The sequence below is a fragment of the Dactylosporangium sp. NPDC005572 genome, from assembly GCF_040605515.1.
In the GTDB taxonomy this organism is placed as follows: Bacteria; Actinomycetota; Actinomycetes; order Mycobacteriales; family Micromonosporaceae; genus Dactylosporangium.
In genome coordinates this window covers 1-15,620 of sequence record NZ_JBEXCY010000037.1, presented here as the reverse complement: position 1 = coordinate 15,620, position 15,620 = coordinate 1, and the positions used below count along the sequence as shown (strand labels likewise).

18 protein-coding genes are annotated in these 15,620 nt (G+C 72.8%); 6 read left to right on the top strand and 12 right to left on the bottom strand.

The genetic code is table 11. The features are described from left to right. Position 1: 1 nt before the first annotated feature. Positions 2-910, top strand: a complete 909-nt coding sequence (locus tag ABZS66_RS20210) for an ornithine carbamoyltransferase (protein ID WP_354759732.1) — start codon at positions 2-4, stop codon at positions 908-910. A gap of 58 nt (positions 911-968) precedes the next feature. Here the strand turns inward: ABZS66_RS20210 and ABZS66_RS20205 are convergent, their stop codons facing one another. Together ABZS66_RS20205 and ABZS66_RS20200 are read right to left on the bottom strand one after the other, a co-directional pair. Then, positions 969-2,048, bottom strand: a complete 1,080-nt coding sequence (locus ABZS66_RS20205) for a hypothetical protein (protein WP_354759731.1) — start codon at positions 2,046-2,048, stop codon at positions 969-971. Further along, a complete protein-coding gene (locus ABZS66_RS20200) occupies positions 2,045-2,545 on the bottom strand; it encodes a SigE family RNA polymerase sigma factor (RefSeq protein WP_354759730.1) in 501 nt (166 codons plus the stop codon). Before ABZS66_RS20200 ends, ABZS66_RS20205 begins: the two co-directional genes overlap by 4 nt. A 121-nt stretch (positions 2,546-2,666) precedes the next feature. Between ABZS66_RS20200 and ABZS66_RS20195 the strand changes: the two genes are divergently transcribed. Then, the gene (locus tag ABZS66_RS20195) at positions 2,667-3,137 is read left to right on the top strand and encodes a nuclear transport factor 2 family protein (RefSeq protein WP_354759728.1); all 471 of its coding nucleotides are present in this window, start codon (positions 2,667-2,669) and stop codon (positions 3,135-3,137) included. A gap of 7 nt (positions 3,138-3,144) precedes the next feature. After that, on the top strand, positions 3,145-4,197 hold the full coding sequence (locus ABZS66_RS20190) for an NYN domain-containing protein (protein WP_354759726.1): 1,053 nt from the start codon (positions 3,145-3,147) through the stop codon (positions 4,195-4,197). On the opposite strand, the gene lepB is transcribed toward ABZS66_RS20190, so the two are convergent. From lepB to ABZS66_RS20160, 6 genes are all read right to left on the bottom strand, one after another. Then, positions 4,149-4,772, bottom strand: coding sequence for a signal peptidase I (gene lepB, locus ABZS66_RS20185; RefSeq protein ID WP_354759724.1), 624 nt, complete (start codon positions 4,770-4,772; stop codon positions 4,149-4,151). The two genes, ABZS66_RS20190 and lepB, sit on opposite strands and share 49 nt — an antisense overlap. Next, positions 4,769-5,092 carry a PadR family transcriptional regulator gene (locus ABZS66_RS20180; protein ID WP_354759722.1) on the bottom strand — a complete coding sequence of 108 codons (324 nt, stop codon included), beginning with the start codon at positions 5,090-5,092 and terminating at the stop codon, positions 4,769-4,771. The genes lepB and ABZS66_RS20180 overlap by 4 nt, the downstream gene beginning before the upstream one ends. A gap of 33 nt (positions 5,093-5,125) precedes the next feature. Then, positions 5,126-5,482, bottom strand: coding sequence for a VOC family protein (locus ABZS66_RS20175; RefSeq protein WP_354759720.1), 357 nt, complete (start codon positions 5,480-5,482; stop codon positions 5,126-5,128). Positions 5,483-5,513: 31 nt separating this feature from the next. Next, positions 5,514-6,710 carry an MFS transporter gene (locus tag ABZS66_RS20170; protein WP_354759718.1) on the bottom strand — a complete coding sequence of 399 codons (1,197 nt, stop codon included), beginning with the start codon at positions 6,708-6,710 and terminating at the stop codon, positions 5,514-5,516. A 122-nt stretch (positions 6,711-6,832) separates the two neighbouring features. After that, positions 6,833-7,453, bottom strand: a complete 621-nt coding sequence (locus ABZS66_RS20165) for a TetR/AcrR family transcriptional regulator (protein ID WP_354759715.1) — start codon at positions 7,451-7,453, stop codon at positions 6,833-6,835. Between the two features lie 21 nt (positions 7,454-7,474). Continuing rightward, on the bottom strand, positions 7,475-8,263 hold the full coding sequence (locus ABZS66_RS20160; RefSeq protein ID WP_354759713.1) for an SDR family NAD(P)-dependent oxidoreductase: 789 nt from the start codon (positions 8,261-8,263) through the stop codon (positions 7,475-7,477). Between the two features lie 179 nt (positions 8,264-8,442). On the opposite strand from ABZS66_RS20160, the gene ABZS66_RS20155 reads away from it, so the two are divergent. Continuing rightward, positions 8,443-9,381, top strand: coding sequence for a hypothetical protein (locus ABZS66_RS20155; RefSeq protein WP_354759711.1), 939 nt, complete (start codon positions 8,443-8,445; stop codon positions 9,379-9,381). A 62-nt stretch (positions 9,382-9,443) separates the two neighbouring features. On the opposite strand, the gene ABZS66_RS20150 is transcribed toward ABZS66_RS20155, so the two are convergent. Together ABZS66_RS20150 and ABZS66_RS20145 are read right to left on the bottom strand one after the other, a co-directional pair. Continuing rightward, positions 9,444-10,313, bottom strand: coding sequence for an AraC family transcriptional regulator (locus ABZS66_RS20150; protein ID WP_354759709.1), 870 nt, complete (start codon positions 10,311-10,313; stop codon positions 9,444-9,446). Positions 10,314-10,416: 103 nt separating this feature from the next. Then, positions 10,417-11,541 (bottom strand): kelch repeat-containing protein, encoded by a 1,125-nt coding sequence (locus ABZS66_RS20145; RefSeq protein ID WP_354759707.1) that lies wholly within the window; start codon positions 11,539-11,541, stop codon positions 10,417-10,419. A 109-nt stretch (positions 11,542-11,650) separates the two neighbouring features. Between ABZS66_RS20145 and ABZS66_RS20140 the strand changes: the two genes are divergently transcribed. Then, entirely contained in the window at positions 11,651-12,382 is a 732-nt protein-coding gene (locus ABZS66_RS20140; protein WP_354759705.1) for a VOC family protein, read from the top strand. A 55-nt stretch (positions 12,383-12,437) separates the two neighbouring features. On the opposite strand, the gene ABZS66_RS20135 is transcribed toward ABZS66_RS20140, so the two are convergent. After that, complete coding sequence (locus ABZS66_RS20135; protein ID WP_354759703.1) at positions 12,438-12,833, bottom strand: hypothetical protein; 396 nt, start codon at positions 12,831-12,833, stop codon at positions 12,438-12,440. Between the two features lie 693 nt (positions 12,834-13,526). Continuing rightward, a complete protein-coding gene (locus tag ABZS66_RS20130) occupies positions 13,527-14,621 on the bottom strand; it encodes a hypothetical protein (RefSeq protein ID WP_354759701.1) in 1,095 nt (364 codons plus the stop codon). 221 nt (positions 14,622-14,842) lie between these two features. Here ABZS66_RS20130 and ABZS66_RS20125 point away from each other — a divergent pair. Next, on the top strand, positions 14,843-15,620 hold a 778-nt coding region (locus tag ABZS66_RS20125; protein WP_354759699.1), incomplete at its 3' end, for a carbohydrate-binding protein.

Genomic DNA, 15,620 nt, shown 5'->3' with positions numbered 1-15,620 from the left:
CATGCACGTGATCTCGCTGCGCGACCTCGGCGACGACGACCTGGCCTGGATCGTCGAACGGGGCGCCAAGTTCGCCAACGACCCGACCTCGCACGGCGAGCCGCTGCGCGGCCGGGTCATCGGCGTCTACTTCAGCCGCACCTCGACCCGTACCCGCACGGCCTTCACCGTGGCGGCCCTGCGCCTCGGTGCGAAGGTCATCGCCTACGGACCCGGGGACCTGCAGCTCAACACCGGCGAGACGCTGGCGGACACCGCCCGGGTGCTCGGCGGCATGCTCGACGGGATCGTCGTGCGCACCGCCGGGGCGCCGGAGGAGCTGCACACGCTCGCCGAGCACTGCCCCGTGGTGATCAACGCGATGAGCGCGGACGAGCACCCGACCCAGGGCCTCGCCGACCTCACCACGCTGCAGGTCCGCTTCGGGCGGGTCGAGCACCTGCGGACCGTCTACGTCGGCGAGGGCAACAACACCGCCGTCGCGCTGGCGCTGGCCCTGGCCCGCTTCCCGGGCAACCACCTGCAGCTGCGCACGCCGCCCGGGTACGGCCTCGACCCCGCCGTCCTCGCCGAGGCGCGCTCGCTCGCCGAGCGCACCGGCGGCAGCGTCGAGGAGCGCCACGACGTCGCCGACCTGCCGGCCGACGCCGACGTCGTCTACACCACCCGCTGGCAGACGACCGGCACGTCGAAGCCCGACCCCCGCTGGCGGGAGGCGTTCGAGCCGTTCCGCGTCGACTCGGCGCTGCTGGACGCCTGCCCCGGCGCGGTGTTCCTGCACGACCTGCCCGCCCACCGCGGCGAGGACGTGACGGCCGAGGTACTCGACGGGCCGCGCAGCATCGCGTTCACCCAGGCCCGCCACAAGCTGCACAGCGCGATGGCGGTCCTCGAGCGGTGCTTCGCGTGACGGACCGCAGGCCGGTGTGGGCCGGCAGCACCGCCTGGTGCGGCCGGCCCACCGGTCGTCAGACGCAGTAGGTGCGGACCTTGACCACCGTCACCCGCAGGTCGGGCAGGGCGTCCTGCAACGCCTGGGCAGCCTCACGGCTCGCGAAGTACACCGCCGTGTACCGGTTGCCCGTGCCGGTCAGCCCGAGTGCGGCGGCGGCCCCGTCGTCGCACTGGGCCGGTATCAGCGCCGCCCGGTAGCCCAGCTCGGCCGCGGCCGCGATGCTCTCGCCCGGCAGGCCCTCCGGCTCGCCCGGGCGGAACACGGCCAGCACCGCGGCCCACGCCTCGCCGCCGTTCGTCAGGTCCGTCAGCGCGGCGGGCCGGCCGATCGCGGGCACGCAGCGGGCGTCGTAGTAGCACAGCCGCCTGGCGACGTCCTGCGCGTCCTGGTCGATCTGGGCGACCTCCGGGTACCCCGTGATCTCGAAGATCGCCGGACCCACCCGGACCACGTCGTACCGCACCCGCGCGCCCGTGTGCTCCCCGGCGCCGTCGGCGGGCTTGGCGAGCGTGATCGTCGCCGCCTCGTCACCCCAGGCCGGGCTCGCCTGCGGCTGGAGGACGGCCGCGTCGGGGAAGCCGGTGCAGGCTTGCAGGCGCTGCCGCAGGCCGGTCATCACCGACCTGGCCGTGTTCTCCTCCGCGTAGACGTACAGGTTCTCGGTGATCGCGGTCCGGTCCGCCTGGGCGCCGACGAACCGCAGCGCGGACCGGCGCATCACCGGCTCGCCGAAGCAGTCCTTGCTGTAGTCGAAGTTGTCGATCGCGCCCTCGGCCTCCCGCTCGTGCGGCAGGAACCCGGCCGGGATCTTCGCGGCCTGGGTGCGGTCGCCGTCGACCTTCGGCGGGGTCTCGCTGGCGCCCGGCGGGAGGTCCGGCGGCGGCCCGGCCAGCTGGCTCCCGGCGACGGCGTACCCGCCCGCGAGCACCGCGAACACCGCCACCGCGGCCAGCGCGACGCGCCGGGCCCGGCGCCGGCGCGCCCGGCCGGCGATCCGCTCGACGGACGGCGGCGCGGCGACCGCCGGCCCGATCCCCGTCCGCAGCGCGCCGAACGCCTCGTCGACGGCGCGGGTCGATTCGTCCGCGTTCATGGCCGGCTCCCGTCCAGTGCGTCGGTGGTGGCGAGCATGGGTGCGAGGGCCTGGCGCCCGCGGGACAGGCGCGCCTTGATCGTGCCTTCGGGCGCGCCCTCGACGCGGGCGATGTCGCCCACCGAGAAGCCGCCGAGGTGGAAGAGCACGAGCGCGCGGCGCTGCGCCTCGGGCAGCCGCTTGAGCGCGTTGACCAGGTCGAGCGTCGCGCCGTCCGGCTCGACCGGCGGCGGGGGCGGACCGTGCCGGGTCCAGGTCGACACGGCGACCTTCGCCCGCCGCCACCGGCTGATCGCCAGGTGGTGACCGACCTTGCTGACCCAGGCGCGCGGATCGTCGTACTCGCTCAGGCGCCGCCAGCGCTGCCACGCGCGGACGTACACCTCCTGCGCGATGTCCTGCGCCTCCGCGAGGTCGCCCGTGTAGGCGACCAGTTGCGTGACGAGCCCGCGATAGGTCCCGCGATAGAACTCCGCGAATGTGCTCTCGTCAGCCATCGTGACCCCGGCATCCAGCCATGCCTAGGAACACGCCGCTGTCCCGCACCCGGTTGCCCCGGTACCCGGAAAATCTTCCGCCCGGTTGAACGACCGGCCCGGCGGCTGCGTGGGACGGTGCATGAGCCGGGACGACGAGCTGCAGGCACTGGTGGACCGGGTGGCCGAGGCGGCCTCGGCGTTCATCGGCGGCGATATCCGCACCTACGTCCGCCTCCTCCCCCACGCGACCGGCTACACGCTCATGTCACCGTACGGCGGTGTCCGGCACGGCTTCGACCACTCCGACGAGGCGCTCGACGCGACCGCCCGCCACTTCCAGGGCGGCGAGGCGAAACTGGAGGTGGTCCAGGCCGAGCGCTCCGGCGACCTGGCCCTGCTGGTGGCGGTGGAGCGCCAGCACGGCGTGGTCGGCGCCCCGCCGGCCCAGGACTGGTCACTGCGGGTGACCCTGGTCTTCTGCCGCGAGGAGGGCGAATGGCGCCTGCTCCACCGCCACGCCGACGCCCTGGTCCACGAGATCGACCACGCCCACCTCGCCCGCCTGGCCGGCGGCGACTCTCAGCCGGGACACAGCGACAGTTCTGGATGATTCCTGTGTGACACGAGCCGCGTACGGGGCCGCTGCCTGGTCACTGGGGTATACGGTCCTCGGTCTGTACTGGTGGGCGGGCGGCCCCGGCTTCCCGTTCGCCCCGGTCGGCGACGACCGCAGCACCATGTCGATCCTGGAGGGCAGCGACGCCGCCGTGGTGGCGCCGCTGATGGCCCTGGTCGGCCTGGTCGGGGTAGCGGTCGCGCTGTCCATGGCCCTCGCACCGCCGACGGCCCGCGGGTCGTGGGTGGTGCTCGGCTTCGGCTGGGCGATGGCGGTCGGGCTGGCGCTGGTACTGCCGGACTACACGCTGCTCGCGTTCGTGGCGTTCGCGCCGCTGCTGGTGGTCTTCGCGTTCACCGGCGTGCCCGGGCCGCAGGACGGCGTGGGCGAAATCATGTACTGGCACCGCGTCAACCTGCTGATCCTGTTCGTTGGCGGGCTGCTGTGGGCGTGGGCCGCGGTGGCGTACCGGCGCCGGATCCGCGGCGCCTGCGTGCGCTGCGGCGGTGCCAGCCTGCCCCACGCGGAGCTGCTGCGCCGGGGGCGCCTCGCGGTGCTCGTGGCGGTGGTCGCGCCCGTGCCGTACGAGGCGACCCGCATCGCCTGGTTCCTCGGCGTGCCGCTCGGCATCCCCGCCGACTTCCTCGCGATGATGCGGGCCACGCCCGGGATGCTGGAGGTCGGCCTCGGCCTGGCACTCACCTCGATCGGCGGCGGCGTCCTGACGCACGGGCTGGTCAGCCGGTGGGGCGAGGTGTTCCCGCGCTGGGTGCTGCCGTGGGCCGGGCGGCCGGTGCCGCCGCTGCTCGCGGTCGTCCCGGCCGCCCTGGTCGCGGTCGTGCTCGTGCCGGCGGGGCTGATGAACCTGCGCGCACCGGTCACCGCGGACACCTGGGGGCTCACCGCGCCGAGCGTGCTGTGGGCGGTCTGGGGCGTGGCGCTCGGCGCGGCCACCCTCGCGTACCACCTGCGCCGGCGGCCACCGTGCCGACGGTGCGGGCGGGGTCAGAGCAGGCGGCCCGAGACCGAGGATGCGGGCTGGCTGCCGAAGTAGCGCGAGTCGCGGGCCAGCGCGCGGTTGTCGCCCATGACGTAGATCCCGCCCTCCGGCACGGTCGCGTCGAGGCACAGGGTCTCGGCGCCGTGCACGTACGGCTCGTCCAGCTGGATGCTGTTGCGGAAGACGCGGCCGTCGGCGCAGGAGATGCGGTCGCCCGCCAGGCCGACCACCCGGCTCACCGTCGTGAAGGTCTCGGTGCCGTCCTCGACCGTCAGGACCACCAGGTCGCCGTGGTGCAGGCCGGTGACGCGGAACGAGAGGCGGTCGACCACCACGCGGTCGGCGACGCGCAGCGTCGGCTCCATCGCGGAGGTCGGGATGAAGCGGACGGTCAGTAGCTGGCTGACGGCGACCGCGGCGACGACCGCCGCGACCACCAGTCGCAGCACCCGCCGGCGCCGGCCGACGCCGAGCCGCTCGCGCCAGGCGATCCGCAGGCCCCCGGCGACCCAGCGGACCGTCGCCCAGCGGCCGGTCACCTGGTCCAGCTCCGCGAGGACCGCGGTGCTCCACGGGCCGTGGGCGGCGCGGGCCAGCACCCATCGGCCGGCCCGGTGCACGCGGCTCACGACGCGGTCCGCGGGACGGGGTGCGGGGCCGGCCGGGACGCGCGGGCCGCGGCCTCGCGGCGGCGCTGGTGGGCGAGCGCCGCGCCGTCGGCGGTCAGCCGGTACAGGTGGCGGGGCGGGCGGCCCGGCACCTCGGCCGGCTCCCACCGGGTCTCCAGCAGGTCCGCCTCGGCCAGCCGGATCAGGATCGGGTAGAGCGAGCCGGATGCCAGGCCGGTCTCCCGGCTCAGGTCGTAGCCGTACCGCCAGGTCGCGGGCTCGGCCAGCAGCGCGTCGAACACCCGCAGCGTCTGCGGGGAGGAGTGCGGCAAACGGGGCATGCCGCAAAGTCTACATATGAAGACTATGCGCTGTCACGACACGCAGAGGCAGAACGGGTGGCCGGCCGGGTCGAGGAACACGCGGAACGTGGTGCCGGGCTGGTGCTCGTGCTTCGTCGCGCCCAGCGCCAGGACCGCCGCCTCGCCCGCGTCGAGGTCGTCGACGATCACGTCGATGTGCATCTGCTGGGGCCGCTCCTGGCCCGGCCAGACCGGCGCCGAGTAGCCCGCCACCTGCTGGAACGAGATGCACTGGCCATTGTCGGCCCTGATGTCGGCCCAGCCGTCGGACTCGTCGATCTTCCAGTCGAGCATCGTCGCGTAGAAGCGGGCGAGCGCCCCCGGGTCGGGGCAGTCGATGACGAAGCTCGGGTTGCGTGCGATAGCCATGCCCGGCACCGTACCGCCGGTACCGGACGATCTACGTCCGGAACCTCGGGAGCAGCAGCGAGCCGCCGACGAACAGCAGCCCGGCCATCGACAGGGCGGCACCGACCCAGGCCGTGGCCAGGTACCCGTGACCTGCCGCGATCACCACGCCACCCAGCCAGGCGCCGATCGCGTTGGCCAGGTTGAGCGCGGAGTGGTTCGACGACGCGGCCAGCGCGGGAGCGTCCGGCGAGGCCTCCATGAGCCGGATCGTCAGCCCGCCGCCGAGGACCTGGCAGACCAGGCCGACGGCGAAGACGAGCAGCACCGCGGCGACCGGCGACGAGGCCGTGAGCGCGTACAGCGTCAGCACCGCGGCCATCGCCACCAGCGCGCCGACGAGCGTGCCGAGCGCCGAGCGGTCCGCGAGCCGGCCACCGAGCAGCGCGCCGATCGTCATCCCCACGCCGAACGCGGCGAGGACCCACGGCACGGCCGCGCTGGGCAGGCCGGCGACCTCGGTCAGGGTCGGCGCGACGTAGCTGTAGACGGCGAACATGCCGCCGAAGCCGACGGTGCCGGTGAGCAGCGCGATCCACACGTGCACCCGGCGGAACGCGCCGAGCTCGCGGGCGATGCCGGCGCCGGCGGGGGTGGCCACGGGCGGCACCCAGCGGCGCACGGCGAGGATCGTCACCACGCCGATGACCGCGATCGCCGCGTAGGAGGCGCGCCAGCCGAGCTGCTGTCCGGCGAGCGTGACGAGCGGGACGCCGACGACGTTGGCCACGGTCAGCCCGACCATGACCCGCGACACGGCCCGGCCCTTGCGGTCCGGCGGGACGAGCCCGGCGGCGACGACGGAGGCGACCCCGAAGTACGCCCCGTGCGGCAGGCCGGTCAGGAACCGGGCGGCGACGAGCGACCAGATGCCCGGCGCGGCGGCGGTGAGCGCATTGCCGGCCACGAACGCGAGCATGAGCACGAGCAGCAGCCCGCGCCGCGGCGCCCGGGCGGCGAGGGCCACGATGACCGGCGCGCCGACCACGACGCCGAGGGCGTAGGCGGTGATGCCGTACCCCATCGTCGGGATGGAGACGCGCAGGTCGTCGGCCATCTGGGGCAGCAGGCCCATCGTCGCGAACTCGGTGGTGCCGATGCCGAACCCGCCGATCGCCAGCGCGAACAGCGCAGACCCGACCGGCCGGCTCCCCGCCTGGGTCGCGGTCCGGACCTGGGTGGTAGTCACGACGCCCATCCTTGCCCCGGCGTGTTTCCGCCCGGACACCGCCGGGTGACCGGGTGATGCGCATTACCCGGTCAGGCGGTGGAGAAGGGTCGAGGAACGGTGAGGTGGCGCAGGGGATGGGCTCAGGCGCCGAAGGCCTGCAGGAAGGTCCGCACGGCGGCGCGGGCGACGGCCCGCAGCTCGGCGTCGGGGACCTCCCGGGTGCCGAGCCGGCTGCGCTTGTCCATCGGGCCGAGCAGGAGGGCGGCGAACTGCTCGGCGGCCAGCAGCGGATCGGTGACCCGCAGGCGGCCGGCGACGGTCAGCCGGGCCATGCGGTCGGCGAGGGCCTCGGTGACCCGGTCGGAGGCGGCGCCCTCGACGATGTCGAGCAGGTCGGGGAACTGGTTGATCTCGGCGAGCAGCAGCCGGCGCACGGCCCAGGCGCGCTCGTCGAGGTAGCAGCGCAGGAGTTGCAGCCCGACGTCCTCGAGCATGCCGCGCACCTGGCCGCCCTGCGGGCTCAGCTGCTCCACCGCGGCGAGGTTGCCGGCGAGGGTCCGGTCGGCCTCGGCGGCGATCGCGGCGCGCAGCAGCGTCTCCTTGTCGCCGAAGTGGTTGTAGACGGTCGCCTTGGCCACGCCCGCCTCGGCGGCGATGACGTCCATGGCGGCGAGCGCATACCCCTCGCGGGCGAACACGGCGAACGCCGCGGCCAGGATCGCCTGCCGCTTGTCGATCCGCCCCCGCACCGCGCCCTCCATGCCAGCACAATACCGACCGGCTCAGGCCTCGCCGAGCAGGTCACGGGTGAGGCGGTCGAGGCGCAGCGCGTCGCGCCGGTCGAACGCCGGCGTCGCCACGCCGATGCGCACGCCCTCGACGTAGGCACTCAACGGCTCGGGCGGCGGGGCGTCCATCCGGGCCAGGATCTCGGCCGCGGCGCGGGCCGGCGGCCGGCCCGACCGCCGCAGCCGGTCCACGTGGGCCCGGGTGGCCGGGTCGTACTCGCCCGAGAAGCTTGTCGCCACGATGCCCGGATGGAACAGCAGGTACCGGGTGCGCGCCGCCGGGTGCCGCTCGGCGTAGGCGGCACCGAGCAGGTCGTTGTACCGGCCGCCGAGCCCGAGCGCGGCCCCGCCGGCGTAGCCCGCCCGCAGCTGCAGGTCGTCCCACGGGATCGGCGCGGCACTTCCCGGCCCGGCGACGTTGGCGATGACCGGGCGCTCGGCGTGCTCCAGGTGCTCGACGAGGTGGTGGCCCAGGAGGTACCGGCTGAGGTAGAACAGCGCGAAGTTCTCCTCGAAGCCGTCCGGGGTCTCCGTGCGCGCGGAGCGGTAGTGACGGGCGCAGAGGACGATGCCGTCCAGGACCGGGAAGTGGGCCGCAGTCCGCTCGGCGACCGCCGCCGCGTCGGCGACGCGGCTCAGGTCGGCCCGCACGAAGGTGGCGCCGTCGACCGCCTTCGCGGCATCCCGGCCGACGGTCATGACCCGGTCTCCGCGGCGCAGCAGTCGGCGCGCGACCTCCCGGCCGATGCCGTCCGTGCCGCCGGTGACGAGGAAGTTGCTCATGCCGCACTCCCCTCGAGCCGCTCGTCCGCCACCGCCGCACCTCGCTTCTTCCAACAATACCGATCAGTTTGCCAAACTAGACTAGTCAGTCTGGTTTGGCAATCGCTCCAGTCTGCTTGCAACGCAGCGGCGGGTTCGTGGCGTGGGACCTGGTGGAGGCGCGTGCGAAGGGAGCCGGAGTGCAGCTCGACGAGGTCGCGCGGCGGTACCTGCTGGTGGCCGGTGCGATCCTGGCCGTCGCCGCCGTCGGAGTTGCCGCCGCCGTGGGGCTTCCGGCAGTACCGGATGAGCACCCGGCCCCGAGGAACAGCTCGCCGCAGCCGTCGTCGGCGGCCGCCGCACCCGCCAGCCCCGTGCCCGTGCCGTCGGGGCCGGGCGGGCCGATGAGCGCGCTGCCGGCACTGCCGGTCGTCGACGGCGAGGCGTCCTCGGTCGGGGTGCCGTGGGAGCTGCACCTCGGGCTGGACGTGCTGCCGTTCTCGGCCCGGACGGTACACCGGGCGCAGTCGGCGCAGGGCGAAGAGCTGCGCCTGGAGGCCGGCGATCCCGGCACGGCGGTGACGGTGCGGCTGGGGCGCAACACCGGGCACTTCGAGCCGCTCGTCGGCGCCGAACGGCCGGTGACGGTGGGCGGCCGGCCCGGCGTGGTGGCCGGCAACGGGGTACGGTGGCAGCCGGCGGACGGGCTGTGGGCCCAGGTCGGCGGGCGGATGCCGGAGGTGACGGCGCTCGCGGTGGCGGGCGGCGTGCGGCTCGACCGCACGTACCGCTGCTCGGTCCCGTTCCGGCTGCCGCCCGGGGTGGCGCTGTTCGACCGGTGCGCGCTGACATTTACCGACAGCAATGTCACGGAGGCGGCGCTGACGGTCCGCGACGGCGAGTCGTACGCCCGCATCACCACCGGGCGGGGCAAGCTGGCCCGGGGCGAGGTGACCGAGGTCCTGGGCGGGCACCCGGCCACGGTGTCGGACCGCGCGATCGTCGTCGACACCGGCGCGGGCCTGCTGCGGCTGGCGGCGGAGGGCGTGCCCGACCCGGCCTGGCTGCGGCGGCTCGCGACAGGCGTGGTGTGGGTGGGCGGCGCACCGGGCGCCTGGCCCGCCGACCCCCTGGGCTAGCACCGGCCCGGCTGGCAGCCGGGCCGGTTCCTCGATGGTGTCTCAGATTCCCGCCGGGTCCGTCACGCCGGTTCGACGGGCAGCCACAGTTCGCAGGTGGCGGTGCTGAAGTCGTCCGCGCGTTCCCGGACCGCGACGATCGAGGGGCCCGGCCGCAGGCGCCACGGGTTGGAGGGGAACCATTCGGTGGCGGTCGCGGCCCAGGTGTCCTGCAACGTCTGCGGGTAGGGCCCGGCGGTGTGGAAGACCGCCCACGTTCCGGCCGGTACGTCGATGGTGTGGAGGTCGTCGGGGGCCGGCGTGTCCAGGCGGACAGCGACTCCGTGCAGGTAGGTGAGTGGGGTGCCCTCGGTGGCGTCGGGGTCAACGTCGTCGCTGACCTGCAGCAGGCCGGCCGGGTCGGTGTCGCTGAGGGTCTTCAACCGCGCGTGCTCCTCCTGCGGTAGTGCGGCGACGAGGTGCTGGATGTGCGGGTTGACCCCGCGGTGGATCAGCGGGACCCGGGCCGCGTGCCCGACGAGCCGGAACGCGGGACGGTCGACGATGCGGGTGTCCATGGGGATGCTCCCTTCGACGGTCAGGCGGAACCTGACCCGTGGTTGTGTGCGAAGGGGGCCTCCGTCGCGGCGTACGTCGCCAGGACCGGCACCGTGGACCGCGCGGAACGCACGTCCGAACGCCTCGGTCGAGCCGTACCCGTGCCGCACGGCGATGCTCAGCAGATCGTCCGCACCCTGCACGACAGCGGCAGCCGCGACCGTCATCCGCCGTCGGCGCACGTACTCCGACAGCGGCATGCCGGCCAACGACGAGAACATCCGCCGCAGGTGATACTCGGTCGTACCGAACGCCCTGGCCAGTCCGCCGACGTCGAACTCCTCCGTGAGGTGCTCCTCGACGAGGTCGACCAGCCGGTTGAGTGCTGCGATCACGAGGCCCCCTTTCACCATCGATCCTGGCCGGAGACACCCCGCTCACGCCCGACCGCTGTGGCCCGATCCGATCATGCGCCACTCACCACACGCAGGCAGCCGCTTACGGCTGGACCACGACAGCGGTTGCCGTGAGGAAGGTGCGGTCGTCGTAGCCCCCGGTGATGAGGACACGGCCGTCCGGGAGCGCGGCCACCGCCGGGGACTGTCGTTCCGGGCCCGGAACGGTTCCCAGCGCGCGCAGCGCGCCGTCGGCGTAGATGTCGACACCGTATCCGCCCGCGATCACGACCCGGCCGTCGGCCAGGGTGAGAACCGCATCGAAGATCTTGTACCGCGGCTCGGACATCTGCGGCCCCGGCCGGAACGTACCGGAGCGTGGGTCGAAGCGTTCGGTCCGGGCGAGCCGGGCCTGGGGGTCATCGGCGGTCTGGCCGCCCACGACCAACGCACCGCCATCCGGCAGCGAGGCAAGGGCCAGCTTGTACTTCGGTGCGTCGAGCCGGCCGACGTCGCGCCAGGAGTCGTTGGCCGGATCGTAGACCGCCGCCGTGTCGAGCAGCGTGCCGCGCGCGGACTGGCCGCCGGCGACGAGGACCCGGCCGTCCGCCAACAGGGTCGCGCCGTGCATCGACCGCGGTCCGGGTAGCGCTGCGGCGGCGCCGAACCGGCCGGTCGCCGGGTCGTAGATCTCCGCGCCGGCGAGGACGGTCGTTCCGTCCGCGCCGCCGGCGATGAGCACCCGCCCGTCGAGCAGGCGGGTGGCCGTGTGCTCCGCACGGCGCACCGACAACGTCTCGGCCGGCTCGAACCGGCCGGTCACCGGGTTGTACACCTCCGCGCTGGCCAGCGGCGGCAGCCGCTCACCGGAGAACCCGCCGACCACGAGGACGCGGCCGTCGGTCAGCGCCGTCGCGGTATGACCGGCCCGCGGCGTGGACAGCAGCGCGCCGGGTGTAAACCGCCCGGTCGCCGGGTCGAACAGTTCGCTGTCGGCCCCGGCGGTGCCGTCGCAATGGTCCACCACGCAGCCACCGATGATCAGCACACGCCCCCCGGGCAACGGCGTCGCGGTGTGCGACGCCCGCGGGGTCCCCATCGCCAGCCCAGCCTGTGCGGGTGCGGTGACCTGTGGCGGCGAGGGCGGTGACGGCTGGGGCTCGTCGATCGTGCAGCCGACGGTGAGCACGCCAGCCAGGATCAGGCACATCGCGAACGGACCGCGCACCGCCCACCTCCCTAGACGACGGATCGAGGGTTTGAAACGTCGATACCGCGCGAGGCGTCCAGGTTCCGTGAGCAGCGCGACTGATCTTGATGTCGCTAGGATCGTCGCCATGGCGACGCGGCTTGTTCAGATCAACATGAAGGCTCGGGACGACTCCGCGCTGGGCGGTTTCTGGGCGGAGGCGCTCGGCTGGACAGTCTCCAGCGAAGGACCCGGCGTGACCAACCTCGAACCCGAGGGCTTCGTCTACCCCGACCCCGTCGCCGTCTGCGTGGACCTCGTCGCCTCCCCGGAACCCAAGACGGTGAAGAACCGCGTGCACGTCGACCTCGCCACCACCTCGGCGGCCCATCAGGCGGAGCTGGTCACGCGCCTGCAGGATCTCGGCGCAACACCCGCCGACGTGGGCCAGGGCGACGTCCCGTGGACGGTCATGGCCGACCCGGAGGGCAACGAGTTCTGCGTGCTGGACTCGCTCTACCAGGAAACCGGACCGATCGCCACGGTGGTGGTCGACTGCGCGGATCCGCGAGCCATGGCCCGCTTCTGGGGCAAGGCCATGGACTGGACCCTGCACAAGGTGACCGACCACAACGCGGTACTGCGCTCCGCCAAGGGCGTCGGCCCGTACCTGCAGTTCCTCCGCACACCCGACGTGAAGACCGTGTGGAACCGCGTCCACCTCGACATCCGCCCATACCCGGGCGACGACCCGGAGGCCGAGGCGGCCAGACTGCGAACGCTCGGCGCCACCGCCATCGACCTGGGCCAGAGCGATGTACCGTGGACGGTCCTCGCCGACCCGGAAGGCAACGAGTTCTGCCTCCTCGCCCCAGGCTGACCGCTCGGTCGGCCCTCCTCGCCGGCTGACCGAGCGGATGGCGCGCGTCGATGCCCTACCAGGTGAACACCGGCGGGCCGGGGTGCAGCCATACGGAGTTGATCGGCGTCATGTTGGGAAACCCGGCGAGGCCCTCGTAGATGGCGCCGCCTGGCGGGCAGTTGGTGCCGTACCAGCCGTAGCAGACCTGGATCACCCAGCCGCCATACTGGTTGTTGATGATGGCACGCTGGTTGAACACGTTGTTCAGGGTGTAGACGCCGTCCCACCAGATCGCGACGGGGCCCTGGGCGATCGCCTCCGCGGTGGCACCCGAGTACATGCACGCGGCACCGTACGGACAGCCGTTCAGGGGGCCCGCGGCCTGTGCGGGGCTGCTGACGGCCACCGCCATGACCAGGCTCACCGCGATCGCGGTGAGGCCGGACACCAGCTTCCTTGATACGGACATCTCTGCTCCAACCCTCGAAGTGGCGATCACGAACCGATCGGGGAAGCCGTCCCTGCCTCCACGGACTGCATCCCCGCTCTCGACACGGACGGCGACCTGCGGGACGGCGCCAAAGTCGTCGAGCTCACCGACCTCCTCCCGCACCCGCTTCGTCGCCCGGCGGAAACGGCCTCGCCAACGACACCGGCCGTCACGCAAGTTCGCTATCAACGCCGCCTGGTGCATCGCCGACCGCGACGGCAAGTACGCGCTATCGCAGCGACTGCCGTCCATGCCTCCGCATGACGGCAACCATCTCGTAGGTCCCTGCCGAGCGGAACCTGGAAGCTTCCAGGTATGGCGCCCTGCGCGGCAGCGTTGCGACCCGCGGAGTCGAACCGACACCGGCAAGCCGGCCGACCGCATCGAGTGGGCCCACAAATCATGATCCTGAAGACTTTTGCACCGCGTCCCCCGTGATCGCGAAGACTTCTGGCACCCCAGGCGACAACAACCCTTCGCGATCAACAACCATGACGACGTGGCGCACCCGCAATATCGGCGCGGCGGGCAACAACCCTTCACGATCGTCGCCGCCAGCGCGTGGACGGCGGGCAGCCAGGCGCGGCGGCAGACCCCAAACCGCGCCATGGGCAGTCAGCGTCGGCGAGTTGGTCGGCGTCCGGTCATGCGATGTGCAGCGGTCGAGCTCGGCTAGAGCATGCCGTGGGCGCGGAGTGCTGTGAGACGGGCCGGTGGCAGGCTTTCGGTCAGGTTGCGCTCCAGGTCGACGAGCTCACGGTCGACCGCGTAGATCACAAAGTCGTCGGTGACGGGCAGCGTGTCGGACCAGTCGCGCAGGTTCAGCCGGGCCGCGACCGCGCACAGCAGCTGCCGGCCAGCCTCGGCGCCGGCGGCGGCCTCGTGGTCGTCGGCGTTGAGAAGTGCGAGTTCCTGCCGTACCAGTCGCATTGGTCCCGCGTTTTCGACGTCGATGTCGGTGCAGGCGTTGAAGTCGGCCGGCGACCATGCTGCTTGGGTGTCGATCGCTCGCAAGGTGGCACGTTCCTGCGCGGTGGCCGCGTGGATGTCCAAGGATAGGGCATCCGGTCCGTAGCTCAGCGCGACGCAGGCAGCCGGGCCGTCGATCTCCAGCCCGGCCACGGCCGCTGGTATCAGCGTGAGGAGTGCGTCTTCGATGGCCCGGCATGCCACGGCGAGGTCGAATCCCGCCGGTGGCCGCTCGTAGCGGACCTCGGATCTGCGGCCCGCGATCTCGACGATACGGACCAGGCCGAGCTGGTCGTGCTCGGCTGTCAGCACCGAATGTGATCGGCCGCCGTGCTCGATCTCGACGCGGCCGATCAGCCCGTCGGTGTACGCATACGACTCGCGTCCGGAGCCGCGCCGCGCCACCATGTCGGCGGAACGCATCAGGCCGTCTTGGAAATGGTACCGGTGCAGGTAGATCGGCTCGTCCGTGTCGAAATGCGTCACCTCGACCTCGTTGCCGGTGTGGCGGGCAAACGTCTCGTAGTAGAGGCGCCCGTGGAGGAACCCGCTGTACTTCTGGGTCACCACCGCACGGCCCTCGGCGTCGAACCCGATGCGCAGGACATCACGATCGGTCGGCGGGCGGGCGTCCAGCCGGCGGCCCGGTCTGAGAAGGGCTCGTTCGAAGTGCAAGGGACGAAGATCAAGCCCTGGCCAGGTGTACCAGTCCCAGCGCTCGACAAGTGCGGTCGCCGCACTCTTGCGCACGTCGTACTCGTCGGCGAGCCGGACGAACCGCGCGGCGAGATCTGACATGGGCGCATCCTACGGGCGGGCATGAGGCGCAGCCGATCGCGCGGCGCCCATGGTCACGTGCATGGATCTGCCGGCGAGCGCGCCTCCGCGGCCACTTACATTTAATAATGTTAACTGATAGCGTCCTCGCCATCGACCCATCGATGGTGAGGAGTACAATGAGATCTCGACGTCGTACATTCGCCCTGGCAGCGGGCGCGGCACTGGCCATCGTGACGACCATGATTCTCGTGCCCACGCTCCAGGCGCAGGCCGCCATCCAGGCCGCCTGCACCGCCCCGAACTGGGCAGAAGGCAACACTTACACCGTCGGCACCCAGGTCACGTACCAGGGTCACACGTACCAGGCGCTGCAGACGCACACCGCCTATCCGGGCGCCGGCTGGACCCCGTCCACCACACCGGCGCTGTGGAAGGATCTCGGCACGTGCACCGGAGGTGGCGGCCCGACCACGCCTCCGCCGACCACGCCGTCGGGAGTTCCGTCCGCCCCGTCCAACTTCCGGGTCACGGCGACCACCAACACGAGCTTCTCGCTGGCGTGGAACGCTTCGACCGGTACCGTCACCGGCTATCGGGTCTATGAGGGTACGACGGTGCGTGCCACCGTCACCGGCACCACCGCCACGGTGTCCGGGCTCGGGGCCGGCACGACCCACACCTACACGGTGAAGGCGTACAACGCGCAGGGTGAGTCCGGCGCGTCGAACAGTGTGACCGCGACGACGACGGGTGGCACCACCAACCCGCCGAGTGGCTGGCAGGCCGCGCCGTACCTGTACCAGTGGGGTGACCCGCCGAACCCGCAGACGGTGCAGTCAGCCACCGGCATCCGCTGGTTCACGCTCGCGTTCGTGCTCTCCGGCGGCGGCTGCACCCCGGCGTGGGACGGCTCCCGGCCGCTCACCGGCGGTGTCGACCAGACCGTCATCAACCAGGTCCGCGCGGGTGGCGGCGACGTCATCCCGTCCTTCGGCGGCTGGAGCGGCAACAAGCTCG

Bases quoted from the DNA above. Each gene is read 5' to 3' on its own strand.
- ABZS66_RS20210 (WP_354759732.1), top strand. From the start codon at position 2: ATGCACGTGATCTCGCTGCGCGACCTCGGCGACGACGACCTGGCCTGG.
- ABZS66_RS20205 (WP_354759731.1), bottom strand. From the start codon at position 2,048: ATGAACGCGGACGAATCGACCCGCGCCGTCGACGAGGCGTTCGGCGCG.
- ABZS66_RS20200 (WP_354759730.1), bottom strand. From the start codon at position 2,545: ATGGCTGACGAGAGCACATTCGCGGAGTTCTATCGCGGGACCTATCGC.
- ABZS66_RS20195 (WP_354759728.1), top strand. From the start codon at position 2,667: ATGAGCCGGGACGACGAGCTGCAGGCACTGGTGGACCGGGTGGCCGAG.
- ABZS66_RS20180 (WP_354759722.1), bottom strand. From the start codon at position 5,092: ATGCCCCGTTTGCCGCACTCCTCCCCGCAGACGCTGCGGGTGTTCGAC.
- ABZS66_RS20175 (WP_354759720.1), bottom strand. From the start codon at position 5,482: ATGGCTATCGCACGCAACCCGAGCTTCGTCATCGACTGCCCCGACCCG.
- ABZS66_RS20165 (WP_354759715.1), bottom strand. From the start codon at position 7,453: ATGGAGGGCGCGGTGCGGGGGCGGATCGACAAGCGGCAGGCGATCCTG.
- ABZS66_RS20160 (WP_354759713.1), bottom strand. From the start codon at position 8,263: ATGAGCAACTTCCTCGTCACCGGCGGCACGGACGGCATCGGCCGGGAG.
- ABZS66_RS20140 (WP_354759705.1), top strand. From the start codon at position 11,651: ATGGCGACGCGGCTTGTTCAGATCAACATGAAGGCTCGGGACGACTCC.
- ABZS66_RS20135 (WP_354759703.1), bottom strand. From the start codon at position 12,833: ATGTCCGTATCAAGGAAGCTGGTGTCCGGCCTCACCGCGATCGCGGTG.
- ABZS66_RS20130 (WP_354759701.1), bottom strand. From the start codon at position 14,621: ATGTCAGATCTCGCCGCGCGGTTCGTCCGGCTCGCCGACGAGTACGAC.